The sequence below is a fragment of the Wohlfahrtiimonas larvae genome, assembly GCF_002006755.1.
GTDB classification, from domain to species: Bacteria; Pseudomonadota; Gammaproteobacteria; order Cardiobacteriales; family Wohlfahrtiimonadaceae; genus Wohlfahrtiimonas; species Wohlfahrtiimonas larvae.
The window spans coordinates 13,427-29,922 of the sequence record NZ_MVDO01000056.1 but is presented as its reverse complement, the minus strand read 5'-3'; the positions used below and the strand labels follow the sequence as shown (position 1 = coordinate 29,922).

At 38.2% G+C, this 16,496-nt stretch carries 12 protein-coding genes; 2 read left to right on the top strand and 10 right to left on the bottom strand.

Going from position 1 to position 16,496, the window contains the following annotated elements:
- The 5 genes from dctP to BZK14_RS03810 all read right to left on the bottom strand — a co-directional run.
- Nucleotides 1-441: TRAP transporter substrate-binding protein DctP (dctP, locus tag BZK14_RS03830; protein WP_245831148.1), on the bottom strand; the 441-nt coding region annotated here is incomplete at its 3' end.
- A gap of 360 nt (nucleotides 442-801) precedes the next feature.
- Nucleotides 802-2,031: an MFS transporter gene (locus tag BZK14_RS03825; RefSeq protein WP_077925266.1), complete on the bottom strand. Its 1,230-nt coding sequence runs from the start codon at nucleotides 2,029-2,031 to the stop codon at nucleotides 802-804.
- Between the two features lie 13 nt (nucleotides 2,032-2,044).
- Nucleotides 2,045-3,796 carry an ABC transporter ATP-binding protein gene (locus BZK14_RS03820; protein ID WP_077925265.1) on the bottom strand — a complete coding sequence of 584 codons (1,752 nt, stop codon included), beginning with the start codon at nucleotides 3,794-3,796 and terminating at the stop codon, nucleotides 2,045-2,047.
- A 21-nt stretch (nucleotides 3,797-3,817) separates the two neighbouring features.
- Nucleotides 3,818-5,560, bottom strand: coding sequence for an ABC transporter ATP-binding protein (locus tag BZK14_RS03815; protein ID WP_077925264.1), 1,743 nt, complete (start codon nucleotides 5,558-5,560; stop codon nucleotides 3,818-3,820).
- 11 nt (nucleotides 5,561-5,571) lie between these two features.
- Complete coding sequence (locus tag BZK14_RS03810) at nucleotides 5,572-7,626, bottom strand: TonB-dependent receptor (RefSeq protein ID WP_077925263.1); 2,055 nt, start codon at nucleotides 7,624-7,626, stop codon at nucleotides 5,572-5,574.
- A gap of 170 nt (nucleotides 7,627-7,796) precedes the next feature.
- Between BZK14_RS03810 and BZK14_RS03805 the strand changes: the two genes are divergently transcribed.
- Complete coding sequence (locus BZK14_RS03805) at nucleotides 7,797-8,396, top strand: TetR/AcrR family transcriptional regulator (RefSeq protein ID WP_171973630.1); 600 nt, start codon at nucleotides 7,797-7,799, stop codon at nucleotides 8,394-8,396.
- Between the two features lie 56 nt (nucleotides 8,397-8,452).
- Here BZK14_RS03805 and BZK14_RS03800 read toward each other — a convergent pair whose 3' ends face one another.
- The gene (locus tag BZK14_RS03800; RefSeq protein ID WP_077925267.1) at nucleotides 8,453-11,278 is read right to left on the bottom strand and encodes an FAD-binding and (Fe-S)-binding domain-containing protein; all 2,826 of its coding nucleotides are present in this window, start codon (nucleotides 11,276-11,278) and stop codon (nucleotides 8,453-8,455) included.
- Between the two features lie 138 nt (nucleotides 11,279-11,416).
- On the opposite strand from BZK14_RS03800, the gene lldD reads away from it, so the two are divergent.
- Nucleotides 11,417-12,547, top strand: coding sequence for an FMN-dependent L-lactate dehydrogenase LldD (gene lldD, locus BZK14_RS03795; RefSeq protein ID WP_077925261.1), 1,131 nt, complete (start codon nucleotides 11,417-11,419; stop codon nucleotides 12,545-12,547).
- A gap of 77 nt (nucleotides 12,548-12,624) precedes the next feature.
- Here the strand turns inward: lldD and BZK14_RS03790 are convergent, their stop codons facing one another.
- The 4 genes from BZK14_RS03790 to BZK14_RS03775 form a co-directional block, all read right to left on the bottom strand.
- Nucleotides 12,625-12,945 carry a hypothetical protein gene (locus tag BZK14_RS03790; RefSeq protein ID WP_077925260.1) on the bottom strand — a complete coding sequence of 107 codons (321 nt, stop codon included), beginning with the start codon at nucleotides 12,943-12,945 and terminating at the stop codon, nucleotides 12,625-12,627.
- Nucleotides 12,946-13,023: 78 nt separating this feature from the next.
- Nucleotides 13,024-15,006 carry a TRAP transporter permease gene (locus BZK14_RS03785; RefSeq protein ID WP_077925259.1) on the bottom strand — a complete coding sequence of 661 codons (1,983 nt, stop codon included), beginning with the start codon at nucleotides 15,004-15,006 and terminating at the stop codon, nucleotides 13,024-13,026.
- Nucleotides 14,981-15,451, bottom strand: coding sequence for a DUF1850 domain-containing protein (locus BZK14_RS03780; protein ID WP_245831147.1), 471 nt, complete (start codon nucleotides 15,449-15,451; stop codon nucleotides 14,981-14,983). Before BZK14_RS03780 ends, BZK14_RS03785 begins: the two co-directional genes overlap by 26 nt.
- Before the next feature lie 4 nt (nucleotides 15,452-15,455).
- Complete coding sequence (locus BZK14_RS03775) at nucleotides 15,456-16,472, bottom strand: TAXI family TRAP transporter solute-binding subunit (protein WP_077925257.1); 1,017 nt, start codon at nucleotides 16,470-16,472, stop codon at nucleotides 15,456-15,458.
- Nucleotides 16,473-16,496 lie beyond the last annotated feature (24 nt).

Sequence of the window (16,496 nt, the reverse complement as noted above, 5' to 3'; positions counted from 1 at the left end):
TTTTGGTGTGCGCAATTCTTTATTGGCAGACAATTGTTTCAAACCATTGTGCCAATAAGCTAAACCAGTGATACCTTTATCTTTCATACTCGTTAACAAACCTTGACCAGCTGGACTGTTTTGGAAACGATCCACTGCCGCCATATCATCAAAGATAAACGGTAAATCAAACAGTTGAATTTTCTTTTGATAATGTTCAAATTTTGCCAATGATGGTGCTAATAAATGAACATCCCCCAATAATAACGCATCCATTTCTTGTCCATCACCATACAATGATGAGTTTGGATAAACTTCTACTTTAACTTTGCCTGGCAATCTCTCTTCTGCTAATTTCTTAAACATTTGAGCACCTTGGCCTTTCGGTGTTGAATCTGCAACAACGTGTGCAAACTTAATCACAATCGGATTTTGCCCTTGCGCATTTGCCATGCCTAACATGCCACAAGTTAAAACTACAGGCGCAACAACCCTACTTAATAATTTACTCATCAAACTATTCATTTTACCCCAACCCCTTAAAAATATTTTTAAATATTAATCCTAAAAATTTAGATAACTGACTTTATTATATTATTCTGGCCAATATCGCTATAAATTTAGCACATAAAAATATAAATAAAAGTATTTATGACGATATTTTGCAATTCAAAAACAAAAATATCTATATTTCAATTGCTTATAAAAATAAAAAACTACCAAAGAATTACATTTATTAACCATAAAAACAAAAAAACCTCAAATACAGATTTATTTGAGGTTTTTTTACTACATATTTGTAATATTATTGTTTACGAAACTTTACTCATTTACAATAAATATACGCTGACAGAATAACAAAATAAAAATCACCATCACTAAAGAAACAGCCGCTGATAATCCATACACCCAACCAAAGCCAAAATGACTTGCCAAGCGCAAAGATAAGAAGCTTGCGATGGATGCACCTGTCATCATCACTGTGTATTGTAATGATGAATCGAGCGTTGCCATCTCTTTCCCTGCTTTATCCATGAATACTGCCATCACCGCTGGTAAAAGCAATGTATAGCCAATACTTAACACCATGATCTGTACAATGAAAGCATTGCGATAAAGCTTCGTTAGCTCTTCCACAAAGATGAATGACGCCAATACGAATACTTGTGAGAACAGAATACTAAAAATCATTGTATAACGGCTTAAATGGCGCATCATCCAACCTGAAATAGGGCTTGCAATCATACATAAAATCGGTAAGTACACTGCTAAAATCGTACCCACTTGTGCTGCATCAAAACCTTGATCGCTCAACACAGGAATGAATGTTGTGGCTGTGAATGCATATGGCATGCAAGATAAAATCAGCAAAATAAACCAACGCCAACCTGTTGTGGGTTGCAACCAATAAGTCCAAATGCGCTTCAATAGATCACGCCATGGCACAACCTTTTTCTGTATGCTTTGCTGCAATGATGGCTCACGATAAAAATAGATCTGCACCAACATAATGAATGATAAAAACAGCATCAATCCAACGGCAATATGCCAACCATAATGCTGATAAAGATATAAAACTAAACCGCCGCCAATCATCCTTCCAGAGCGTGCGGATAGCACTTGCACAACGCCGCCAAAGCCACGCTCTTTATAACTTAAAATCGTACTATTTAAACCCAATGTGGCGCTTGCTAGGAAGATCCCCATAATACTGAGTACAAAGCAGATGACCAAAAGCCAATTGAATTGCTCTTTAATATCAATCCAAAACAGTGCAAACAATGCCAAGAAAATAATGCCATTACTCAATAATAACCAAAACCTAAAATGCCCTGATTTATTATTCACTTGATAACGCTCAATCACGAGCGACACCAATACTTGCACCAACTCAATGGAAGCCAACAAATACAATAAACTCAGTTGATTTAAAGAAAATCCACTCTGCTTTAAAATCGTCACAATGCTGATCATGTAAAAACCAACGAGTGTAATCTTAAAATTGCCCAAGCTTAATAGCAGGAACCAATCTCTACGTTTGATAGAACTCATGAGTTATTTCCTTTTAAGCCACATGCTGGGTTTGCCAAAATTCGTAGTAACGACCTTTTTGGCTAATTAATTCATCATGTTTGCCGCGCTCAATGATTGCACCATCTTCCATCACTAGAATTTGGCTTGCGCCCACGATGGTTGATAAACGATGTGCGATCACTAAAATCGTTTTATTCACCAATAAAGCATCCAGCGCTCTTTGTACTAATAACTCATTTTTAGTATCCAATGCTGCTGTTGGCTCATCCAAAATTAGAATTGGTGCATCTTTTAAAATAGCACGAGCGATTGCAATGCGTTGTTTCTCACCGCCCGATAAACTGCTACCTAAATCCGATAACACCGTTTGATAGCCTAATTTTGTACGCATGATGAAATCATGGCATTGTGCTTTTTCAGCAGCTAGAATAACTTCTTCATCCGTCGCTGTTGGCCTTGCCATGCGGATATTGTTCAAAATTGTATCTTGGAACAAATAAACATCCTGAAACACCACTGAAACCATGCTCATTAATTGATTTTGCGTCATATCACGAATATCAACGCCACCAATTTTCACAGCACCTTTTGTCACATCATCATGGCGTAGAATCATACGCGTTAATGTTGTTTTACCTGAACCTGAATACCCTACCAAAGCTGTGAAGGATTTTTCAGGAATCGTCACATCAATATTCTTTAATGCGATTTTATCTTCGTTGTAAGCAAAATCCACATGATCAAAGGTGATGTCATATTGCGTTGGCATGTTCTGACATACGTTCTCAGGCAAATCTTTTTGTGCCAACATTTGTTGTAATTTCTCGCAACCAATCACAAAGATTTCCAAAAGTGAGGACATCTGCACGAAGAAGTTCAATAAATCCGTTACACGCACAATGATCACCATTGCTGTTGCGAGCAAAAAGAATGATGCGCTACCGCTTTGCACCAAGAAAATACCCAATAATACAATTAAGATTAAACCCAATTGCACGGTGGATGTGATCATTAAATTAGGAATTTCACCTTTTTTCGTGCCGTAAGCTTGGATTTTTGCAACATCATGCGCAACTTCTGCAAAAGTGCTTTGTTTATTTTGTACTTCACCTGTGGATTTTAATACGTCTAAACCTTGGATGAACTCAATTGCTTCACCTTTCAATTGACCATTGGCTTCCGCTAGAATACTGAAACCACGGCGGAATGCTTTTCTTCGCCAAAAGTACAATGGAATCGCCATTGGGAAAACCAATAACATCACAACAGCAAAGCGCCAATCGTAAATCACCATTGCAATGGCAGCTGAAATTGGCACAATCATCGCGTAAATAATCGTTGTCATTAACATGAAGCCATACCCCGCAGCCTCATTCACACTTTGTACTAATACAGCGTTGATTTCACCTGAACGCTGATTGCTCAAGCTCAACAATGGAATGCTACGTAACTTTTCACCCAAGCGATGGCGCAATTCATGAATGGCTAAATTGGCATAACCTTTTGTGTCATAACTTTCTGAAAAGAGACGGCAGATTAAGCTTAATACTAATAAGACAATCACAACGGTTAAAGGTTTACCCCATTCGCCACCATTCACTAAAGCTTCAAAGAATGGATATAGCATCGTCAAAGATATGCCAAAAAAGATGGCAGAAAACACACCAAAAACAAGACAACGGATTAATACTGGACGCTGTTTTCCTGCTGCCATGAGCAATTGATTCACAGTACCCCAAACGCTGTCCACGCTTCTGGTTTCTTGATTAATATAATTTTTCATAATGATTCAATCACTTCCTAATTAATGGTTTTGCGTCATCGTCCAGTTTTGCGTTTGTTGGTAATCACTCCATAACTGCTGATAAGCTGCGTTATCTTGCAATAATGATGTGTGGCTACCCTTTGCAATCACTTGACCTTGATCCAAATAAACGATTTGATCTGCATCCACGATCGTGGATAAACGATGAGCGATCATAATCACGGTTTTATTCACCATTAGTTTTTGGAATGCTTGCATTAGCAGTGCTTCATTTTTAGCATCCGAAAATGCTGTTGGCTCATCCAACACCAAAATTGGGCGATTCTGCAAAAATGCACGTGCAATGGTTAAACGCTGTTTTTGTCCACCAGATAATAGTTGACCGCGCTCGCCAACTTTTGTCGCATATTGCTCAGGCAAAGTCAGGATAAAATCATGAATATTGGCAAGTTTTGCCGCTTCGATCACTTGCTCATCTGTGGCATCTAAACCATAACGAATATTATCTGCAATGGAGCAAGAGAATAAGAAACTATCTTGAAACACAAATGAACAACGGCTCATGAGGTCATCTTGCTTCATATCTCGGATATCCACATCGCCAATTTGAATGCTGCCGCCTGTCACATCCCAAAATCTCGGCAAGAGATTAATCAATGTCGTTTTCCCTGAGCCTGAGCTACCCACAATCGCCGTAAAGCTGTGTTCTGGTACATCAAAACTCACGCTCGTTAATACAGGATTACCATCTTCTTCATAAGCGAATGAAACATTGTCATAACGGATATTGTGTTTTGTCGGGGATTTCGCATCCGCATCTGTGGGTTCTTTCAAGCCTGCCATCGCTTCAATTTCCCAAATGCGCTCAATGGATGCACGAGATTTTTCTAATAAGCTATGTAAGCCCATATAAGGATGCAAGCTTTCCACAATCCCTGCTGCCAACATGAAATACAGCACTAAATCAATGAAATTCACATAGCCTTTCACATAGAAAATTGTACCGATCACTAATAAGAAAATTTGCATTGGCATCGGAGAAAATAGAGTGCGAGCTAAGCGATTGCCCAAGCCAATTTTGCCGAGCCACGCTTGCATCACATTATTGTAATTTTCTAAAGATTGTTGATAGCGACCAAATGAGCTATCGCCTGCATCAAATGCACGAACTGTGCTCATGCCTTGCACATATTCAATAATGGCAGAATTCACTTGCGCCAATGATTCCATATATTGACGGCGGAATTGTCGGCCGCGACGCATTAAAACTTGTAATGACATAAAGATTACCGCACAAAATGCAAACACCGCCAAAGCAAATGGCCAATTAAAAATCAACAATACAATGAAAATTAAAATGGGCGTTGCATAAGCTTCTGCTTTCAGTGGCGGCGCATCCGCAACATAGGAATGCAATGCATGCACATCATCCAACAATACTTTTGCTAAACCACCTGTACCTACGTTACGCACATAACCAATGGGTAATTGGCTAATTTTTTTAGCTAAACGCGCACGTAATATTTCTTCCAATTCAAAAGCACCATAATGGGCTTGATCATGCGCTTTAATCTTCAATGTGTAATAAATAATTGAAAAGAATAATAATGCTACCGTTAAACCATAAGCATAGCCAAACTTCTGCTCTGATAATGCCCAAATGATTGCCAGCATCATTAACCATAATCCCATTTTCATCGCTTGTGCAACGGATGCCATGACAATGGATTTTCTTAGCCAACCCTGAATGGGCTCATAAATATCTTGATGTCGTAAACTCATAATCTCTTCTCTTAAAACTTAAATTCTGCGGTTAGACCAAATGAACGTGGACGCTGCTTAATAGCCTCTCTTCTTTCATTTGCGGGAATGAATGTTGGGCGCTCTGAATTGAACACGTTATCTGCATAAAATGAAACACGCGCTGATTCAATACCTGCCATTTCAAATGTATAACCTGCATATAAGTTCACTTGTGTATAAGAAGAAATTTTGCCGTTGTTATCATTGGTGTAATTGGAATAATATTTATCTGTCCAATGGACATTACCACCCACATCCCAATTTTTGTATGTGTAATGCGTCCCTAAATTAAATGTGAACTTCGGTGCACGACTCAATTCTCGACCTTCAACGCCACTATTTGGATATTTTTTAATATCAGTTTTGAGATAACTTAAACCACCGTTAACTAACCAATTTTGTGTTGCCTGATATTTAGCAGAGATTTCTGCACCATATGTATCTACCTTATCTGCATTACGAATAACAACTGAATTTGCACTCAAATAATAAGGCAACTGCATATCTTTATATTGGTTATAAAATAGATTTGTAAAAATTTCTAACTTATTATCCAACGTACGAATTCTATTGTATAACTCATAATTCCAAACTTGTTCAGAATCATATTCATAAGCTACAAATGGTACATCGAAGGTAATGCCCGCACCGCCTGGATTGTAGCCTTTACTCACTTTAAATCCTGTTGTAAAGTTTTCTGTAGGCTTCCAAGCAATATCTACTTTAGGTAGAAATACCGTTTTGGATTTATCTACATTGACTGTCACCAATGAACTGCCACCATGACGCTTATGAGTCTCTTTTTCTACTCGGCCTGCAACTGTAATATCCCAAGTCTTAATAGGTGAATATGTCACTTCCGCATAAGCGGCTTTTGTTGTTGTTTTATCTTTGAAATCATTAGATCGCCCAAATAATTTGACCGATTCATCCTGCTCACCGGAAAAGAAGAATAAACCAGCTAAACCACGAATAGATCGATCACTATTATTAAACCTTACAATAGGTTCAATCTGCCATTCTTTACCATCAACTGTCGCAGGAATCCCTTGAACATGTGGCGCTCCCATACGATTATTTTTATATTTGGTATAAATAACCTTATTTGAAAATCCTAGATAATCATTAGCTTGCCAATCAATATCCCAAATACCAGCATAAGATCTTGTTTTGAACATCGGGCGCTCTGGTGTATAGCGTGGTGCACCGGGATTAGTCGACGCCTCATTTTGCGGTGTACGTGATTTAATATTATTAAATGTCAAACGTGTAAAAAAATCAGGAAAGTTCGAAGGTGTATATAATAACTTTGCCCGCATTGTGGTTGTTTCAATATCTCTAGGACTACCCACAGGCTCATAATTCATCAGTTTTACATAACTTTGACGAGTTTGGCGGTCATAACTCACACGAAATGCTAATTCATCAGAAATGATCGGGCCAGAAATCACAGCAGATGCTTGACGGCTTTTTTGGTTACCTGCTAATAATTTAGCACCACCTTCCCAATCAAAGCTTGGGTCTTTGGATGTCATAACAATTGCACCTGCGATTGCATTACGGCCTTGAGAAAAACTTTGAGGACCTTTAAAAACCTCAATTTGCTCCATATCCCATAACGACTGAGTTGCAAAAGCAAATTCGTTATAGGTTGCGGATCGGCCGTCTGTTAACATATTTAATCGTGGACGAGAACCCGCTAAGAAAGCAACAGCGCCTTGCGCTGGCCCAGAACCATCTACACCACGAATTGCAGGTAAGTCATTCCCCACACTACCAACATCTACCACGTTCAATGTTTGTTTCAATAAATCCTTCACAGATTGCACATTACCATCTGCCTGCATTTGGCTGGCACCAAAGATCTCTGTACTTGCTGATGTTTCAAAATGTGATCGCCCTGCTTTTTCACCGACAACAATCACTGCATCTAAATCAGTAATTTTATCTTCTTTTGCAATGTCTTCTGATGATTCATCCGCAAATGCTTGACCTGAAACTAAGACAGCCATCATTGCGATGGCTATTTTTTGATGTTTGAACATGAAAAGATTCCTTTTAGTTAACAAATATTGCCTGATATTACAATTTTTGTAATACTATCACTATTTAATAACAATGCAAATGATTATTAATCTCAAATGAAAAATACTTGGCTTTAGGTTATCTGATAATTTTCAGTTACCATATGCCAATCAATGTAGGTGAGAAGGTTATGAATCTGGACAATCAAACTCGACAAACAATTATCCAAGCCAGCGAAAAGCTATTTAGCCAACATGGTTGGCAACGAATTTCTATCGGAGATATTTGTGCTGAAGCAAAAATCAGTCGCGTGAGCTTTTATCGCTATTTTAAAAATAAAATAGAGCTGCTTAAAGAGATCATTACATTACAACAAGTTAAAGTAAAAACACGTTATACAGAAATTCTACGTGATACCAAAAATATTGAAGAACTCATCAATGCAATTTTTGATTATCAAGAAGAAGCGCTAAAACAATTTTTTACGCCACCTGTTCTAAAAGATTTTGATAATAATAAAAACAAAGATCTTGATGAATTTTTTCATCAAGAACGCCAAAAAAAGTACATCTTCATGAATCATTTTTTTGAAGAGCTACAACGCAAAAAAATCATTTATGCCAACTATCCTGTACCACTCATTCATAATTATTTACGCATTATGGATGAATTAATGTTCAGTGAACATGTGCAAGCTATGTATTGCGGTGAAAAAAAAGAGCTTCGCAAGGATATCTTGAAACTCATTATGTTTGGTTTATCTGGCCCAACTTTACATCAAACTGAGTAAGCAACAAAAAAAGCTGAGTAAATACTCAGCTTTTATCTAAATACAAACACTAAAATTTATTGTGAACAATGATTCAATAAAGCTTCAATGCTTTGGTATTCAATCCCCGAATGTTCGGTTAAACCAATTTGGCAAGTACGGCTCATAGAAACACCATGATCACAACTTTCAGGAATATTCTTCTTCAATAGTCGCAAACCATTAGCATTCAATTCAGGTAGTAACATCCCTTTATTTCCCGCATAACCACAGCATGCAATATTCGTAAAGCTTAAATCATCCGTACAAGCTTCTGCCAATTTTGTTAAAGCAGGTGCTGCTTTCATTTTGGTTGCAGAGCATGGAATATGTAAAGACAAATGCTCGCGCTTATTCACAATGGTTAATTCTGGCAGAACTTTTTCAACTAAGAAAGTTGCTGCATCATAGAGTTTAATTCGGCTATCCAATAAACCTTGATCCTGCGCTTCAAAGAGCTTTAAAGCACATGGTGCATTATCAATATAAACAGGATATTCTCCATTTTTGCTTGCTTTCAATAAAGCATCATTCACGCGATTCACAGATTTTTCATTCGCTAATAATTCCTTTGTGGATTCAAAAGGCTGACCACAACATAAGCTTGTATAATTTTCAGGAAAAATAGCCTTAAAACCTGATTTCTTGAATAACGATAAAGTATGGTCAGCAACTGATACATGATCTGTCGTACCTTCTGCAAATGTACGATTCACACAAGAAACAAAATAAACTACGGATTGCTTTGCATCATCATTCATCAATTGAGTGATGGGCTTCACAGATTTCGGCAAAGATGCAGGTAAAATTGGAATGCCTTTGAATATTGAATGCATTTTTTGAGAAATTTTTGCACTGTTTTGACTACCAATTGCATGAGAAACATTGATCATGCCTCTTGCCACTTTGCTCAAACCATTAATGTGGGATTGTGCAAAGTTAGCGATATCCGGCTGACGATTGGCAACTTTCAATGCCTTCATCATTTCACCTGTGTTAATCCCAATGGGGCAACGGGTTGCGCACATGCCAGTTGTTGCACAAGTTTCAATGCCCATATATGGATAAACTCGTTGAATGGATGCCAGTAACTCAGGATTTTCACCTGTACGTACTAATTCTTGATGCTGGCGCCACAATACAATGCGCTGGCGCGGTGTTAAAGATAATCCATCCGATGGGCACGCAGGCTCGCACAAACCACATTCAATGCATTGATCGATGATTGCGTCAGCTTCTGGCATTGCTTTGAGATTTTTCAAATGCAACGTTGGATCATCTGTGATGATCACATCAGGGTTAAAAATCCCTTTCGGATCAAAAATAGATTTAATGGCACGCATGATGCCATAAGCATCTTCACCCCATTCTACTTTCACAAAAGGTGCAATATTTCTACCTGTACCATGTTCCGCTTTCAATGAGCCATTGAAATCAATCGCCACGATTTTTGCGAGTTCATCCATAAAGAGATCATATTTTTTAACCTCTTCTTCATTGTCCAATTTTGGCGTGAGAATAAAGTGCAGATTCCCTTCCAAAGCATGCCCCATGATCATACCTTCTTCATAGTTATGCTTTTTCAATAAATCTGTTAATACACGAACGCCTTCTGCTAAGCGTTCAATTGGCACTGCTACATCTTCCGTGATCACATTACTGCCTTGCGGGCGACTGCCACCAATGATGGGCAATAAACCTTTTCGCACGCTCCAATAGAAATCCGTCACAACTGTATCTTTTGAGAATGAACTGTGCTCAGTTGCATGATGCTCTTTCACCAAATTGTTTATGAACTCAATTTGCTGATCGAGTAATAGATCATTTTCTGCTTTGGTTTCTATCAATAAGCAACCTGAATCATCAGGAATATCTGCATAGAAGAAATTAGGAAGATTTTGAGTTATGTGAGCACCCACACAACGAATGCTGAGTGCATCCAACAGTTCCACAGAATCTACTGTTGCGCGTTGGCGTAAAGATGTTACAGCATTACAGCAATTATCTAAATCATCAAAATAGATCAAAGCTGAAGCTTTATGCGGATGATCCATCACTGTTTTATACGTAATTTCGCTGATGAATGCCAATGTACCTTCTGCGCCAATGATTAAATGCGCAAGCATATCAATGGGATCAGTGAAATCCACTAAAGCATTAATGCCATAACCTGTTGTATTTTTTAGGCGATATTTATGGCGAATTTTGGTTTCTAATTCAGGATTATCACGAATCACTTGTGCTAAATTTTGAATAGATTCCAAAAAGCTTGCATGAGATTGCCTAAAATTAGCAATGCTTTGATCATCGCTAGTATCCAAAATTGTGCCATCTGCAAGGATCAAGCGCATCGTATCCATTGTGTGATAGCTATTATCTTTCGTACCACAACACATGCCACTCGAGTTATTCGATGCTATCCCGCCAATTCTTGCAGTATTAATGGTTGCAGGATCTGGTCCTATTTTTCTACCAAAGGGTTTCAAAGCTAAGTTTGCATTAGAACCAATCACCATCGGGCGGAGTTTAACTTTTGCACCATTCTCCAAAATTTTTGTATCAACAAAATCATCACCCAGTAAAATTAACACGGAATCGGAGGATGTTTGCCCTGATAACGATGTGCCAGATGCACGAAATGTCACAGGAATTTGATGATCATAAGCAGTTTTAATGATGCTTAAAACTTCAGATTCATTTTGAGCACGTACCACAATCTTAGGAATATAACGATAACAGCTAGCATCTGTACCATATGCAAAACGTACTGCCAATTCTGTATATATTTGTTTTTCAGGCAATACTTTCTTTAAAGCACTCTCAAACAAACTATAATCACCCCGATTAATTTTTACATCTCCCATGATTGTTTTAGCCCCCCAGCCATACAATTTGATTTTTCCTAATTATTTGCGCTACATTGACATTAAGGAATTAAATTATCAACACTGATAATGTAAAGCAAATGCTTTTATCTAAATAATGAACCATTGGAGAGTCACATGATTATTTCAGCATCCACCGATTATCGAAAAGCTGCAGAAAAAACTTTGCCGCCTTTTTTATTCCATTACATCGATGGTGGTGCTTATGCCGAACACACATTAAAGCGCAATGTTTCTGATTTATCAGAAATTGAACTCAAACAATTAGTTTTGCGTGATATGTCCAACATCAGCACAGAAACCAAATTATGGGATGATACATTATCCATGCCAGTTGTTTTAGCTCCCGTTGGTTTAACAGGCATGTACGCAAAGCGTGGTGAAGTTCAAGCAGCCAAAGCCGCAGCTAAACGTGGCATTCCTTTTACCATGTCATCGGTTTCCATCTGTCCAATTGAAGAAGTGACACCACAAATTGATCGCCCAATGTGGTTTCAGCTCTATGTATTAAAAGATCGTGGTTTTATGAAGAATGTTTTAGAACGCGCCAAAGCCAATGGTGTCAAAACATTAGTATTTACAGTGGATTTACCAACACCCGGTGCACGTTATCGTGATGCGCATTCAGGCATGAGCGGGCCCAATGCTAATCTTCGCCGTATGATCCAAGCATTCACACATCCAACTTGGGCTTGGAATGTGGGCGTGCAAGGTAAACCACACGATTTAGGCAATATCTCTAAATACTTTGGCCAGCCCATTGGTTTAGAGGATTATATTGGATGGTTAACGAAGAACTTTGATCAATCCATCAGCTGGAAAGATTTAGAATGGATTCGTGAATTTTGGGATGGCCCATTAATCATTAAAGGCATTTTAGATCCCGATGATGCTCGTGATGCTGTAAAATTTGGTGCAGATGGTATTGTAGTTTCCAATCACGGCGGACGGCAATTAGATGGTGTTTTATCTTCAGCGCGTGCATTGCCCCCCATTGCAGATGCCGTGAAAGATGATCTTAAAATCCTTGTGGATTCGGGCATTCGTACAGGTTTGGATGTTGTTCGTATGATTGCACTCGGCGCTGACAGTGTGATGATCGGACGTGCTTATGCTTATGCATTGGCAGCAGGCGGACAAGATGCTGTAGAGAACTTGCTAACACTCTTTGAAAAAGAGATGCACGTAGCTATGACATTAACAGGTGCAAATTCTATCAAAGATATTACCAATAAGATTTTAGTTTAATTCTGATACAGCCCACCATCAAAAAAGCCAACTCAGCAATTGAGTTGGCTCATATTTCTAAAAGAAGCTAGACATATCTATTTTTTAGTTTCTTTTTCTAAAACAACATCTTGACCACGCATAACTTTCCAGATAACAGCTCGGAACATCCAGAAATTAATAATTGCAACAGCTAGCAAAACAGCAACAGCAAAGTATAAAAAATATAACTGCCACATTGTTTTTGCATTAGCCATAAAATCATCTGCGCCAAAACGTAAGAATATAATTGCACCAAATGCCACAACAATCGTTAATATTAAGATGGAAAGCCACAATTTTCTAACTTGTTCTTTTTTCATAAATAGTGCAGTTAAAATATAAAAAATAACTGCACCAACAACCATTACTAATTCCATCAAATAGCTCCTTATTTTATTTATTCATATGCGAATTCTAGCAAGATAAACACGTTAACAATATAACATATGAATATTTTATACCATTCTAACCTGCTGTGACTTACGGAGATTTAACATCACCATCCCCATCACTACAAAAATACCAATAATATCAGTATATAATTCTGGAATGATTAGCATTAATGCGCCCACAGCTAAAATTAAACGTTCAGCAATATTCATGCGTGCCTTAAAGTACCCCTCTACAGCCGCACCTAAACTAATCACACCTATAATTGATGTAATGGAGATCATAATGATGGATAATAATGGTGGTGCTGGGAACTCCGTCACATTCATACTTGTTAACCCTGTTGTATCGATATACAGCATTGCAGGATTATAAACAAACATAAAAGGTACAATAAAACCTGCTAAAGCAAGCTTTAATGATTGCCAGCCAGTTTTCATCGGATCACCACCTGCAATACCTGCACCTGCAAAAGATGCCAATGCAACGGGTGGTGTGATATTAGCGAACAACCCAAAATAAAATACGAATAAATGCGCAACCAATACTGGTACACCTAAACCAGCAATTGCAGGCGCTGCCATTGTTGCTGTGATGATATATGCAGGAATGGATGGTAAACCCATGCCCAATACCATAGAAGCTAACATCGTTAAGAATAAAGTCAAAAATAATGAATCTTTACCAATGCTTGTGATCATAGAAATCATCACGCTCGCAAAACCTGTTAAGCTCACTGTACCAATGATAATACCCACAACCGCACAAGCTGCCATTACTGGCAAAGATTGCTTCGCACCAGAAATTAAAGCATCCACAATGTCTTTAAAACTCATTCGCGTTTCTTTTTTGAATTGGCTCACAATCACGCTGATGATGATGGTATAAAATGCTGCGAAGTTGATTGGCACAGATTCGGATAAGAAATAAACCAATGCAAAAATTGGAATTAATAAATGCCCACGTGCCAACAATACTTCTTTCACTTTCGGTAGATCAGCTTTTGGAATGCCTTTAAGGTCATCCTTCCCTGCTCTAAAATGCACTTGCGCGATCACGCCCAAATAATAAAGTAACGCTGGGAAAAATGCTGCCAATGCAATCGTGCTGTATTTAACGCCTGTAGTTTCCGCCATGATAAATGCACTTGCACCCATGATCGGTGGCAAAATTTGCCCACCCACAGAAGCACTTGCCTCAACGGCTCCCGCAAAGTTTGCATTGTAGCCCACGCGTTTCATCATCGGGATTGTAAAAACACCTGTACCTACAACATTACCTACTGCTGAACCATTGATACTGCCCATAAAGCCACTTGAGATCACCGCAACTTTAGCTGGTCCACCTTGCTTGTGTCCTGCTAATGCTAAGGCTAAATCATTGAACAGTTGCCCCATGCCAGATTTAGCCAAAAATGCGCCAAACAGAATAAATAAGAAGATAAATGATACGGAAGCACCAATTGCTGTTGAATATATCCCTTCCATTTTGAGATACATCTGCCCAAAAATATCACCCAAATCATAAGGGCGCGTTAATAAGCGGTCAGGTATAAAATCATAATGGCTGATGAATGGATAAATTAAGAATATTAATGCCAAAATCGGTAGAATCCACCCCATCACACGGCGCGCGCCATCGATGACTAAGATTACCGTCATAATACCGAAAGCAATATCTAATTGATTAGGAATACCACCGCGTGTATTCATAATTCCATCGTATTCAATCCAAAGATAACCAAAAGATGCAAAAGCACAGAGCATTAAAAACCAATCATAAATAGGCACCTTTGTACGATTTTGTGAAGGATAAGCTGGATAGATTAAAAAAATCAATGCCAAGCCGATCGAAACATGGGCTGCACGATACAACAATTGTGGAATAGGATAATAAGTAGTAACTAAATGATACAGCGAATAAAACAGTGCTAAACCTGCGATCAATAACTTGATATTGCGATTGGAAGGATTACGAACTAAAGATTCTCGATCAAATTTTTCGAGGATTTTCTGCCCTTCATCAATTTGAGGCTGTGAACTTGTCATAACAAGTGTCCTTTAAAAATGTCCAAATAGTATGCTTGTGTGTTGATAATGTAATTTCAGAATAATCGTCAAAATATTGATGAATGGGAATGTCGCCATTAATCGTATTTAACGTGGATTCCACATTGCGCGAGATGATCCAATTAATCTGTGGCATATTTAAATTAGGATTCGATTCAACAAAACCACCTTGAGTTTTCAAGGGTTCGTTATAAGGTGTGCCTGCACCAAATGTTTTGAATTGTGATCGAAACAATCGAAGGTGATCACCTTCTGCTTGATAAGTTTCCCGCCACATTTCTCGCTCAACAGAGTGAATCCACTGCAATGTCAAAACATCTTCCCTGAAATCACAAGAGAACTTTTCAGTTCTCAGATGAATACTTGTAAACCATGGATACAATGAAGCACCTAGCAACAGCACAATCGCTGTTACTAGGATCATAAACTTACTGCTGATTTTGCTCATCATAGTACTTCTGAGCACCTGGATGGATTGGTGCAACCATACCATTTTGTGCTTTCTCTAAAGAAACATCTTTCACTGCTTGGTGAGAATTTTGTAAACGATCTAAATTTTCAAAGAATGTTTTTGTTAACTTATAAACATCATCATCGCTTAATTTACTATTTACAACTAAAGCATTCATGATCACAGCCGTGGGAATAGCTTCTGTATTACCATAAGTATTCGCAGGGATTTCCATCGCCATAAAATATGGTTTATCTTGTGCAATTTTTGCAATATTTTCTGAACTGATGGTTACCAACTGAAGATCAAAGCCTTGAGCTAACTCCATCAATGAGGCATTAGGTAAACCACTTGTTAAAAATGCTGCATCAATACGGCCAGCACGCAATGCATCTGCAGCTTCCGCATAACCTAAGTAATCCACTTTCAGATCATTGTAAGTAATACCATGACCATTCAGTAATGAGCGTGCATTCACTTCGACGCCTGAGTTTTGATCCCCCACAGCAACTCGTTTGCCTTTCAAATCTTCGATTGTTTTAATACCTGATTTTTGTGAGGTTACGATTTGTACAAAGTTTGGATAAAGCACAGCAATTTGTTTCACTGAATCAATTTTCTTTTGGAATGGTGCTTCACCATTAATTGCTTGGTTTAAAGCATCACTCATCACAAATGCCATTTCTGCTTTACCTTGATCTAGCAAGTTAATATTTTCAACGGATGCACCTGTTGTCTGTGTTTTAGAGTTTGCTTTATATTTTTCTGAGTAAATCTCACCCATTGTAGTCGCAATGATGTTATATGGACCTGATGCACCGCCTGTTGCGATTGTGACAAAACGTGAATTTAAACGATCATCTGATATTGCTTTAGATGGCTCTGAGCTCGTGGAAGTTGCTTCATTGCCACTTGATTTTTCAGTTTCCTGCGAACAAGCTGCTAATAATATAGTTAACAATGCACTCATAATAATTTTTTTACGACTATTCATTCTTAAACCCTCCCAAATATTATA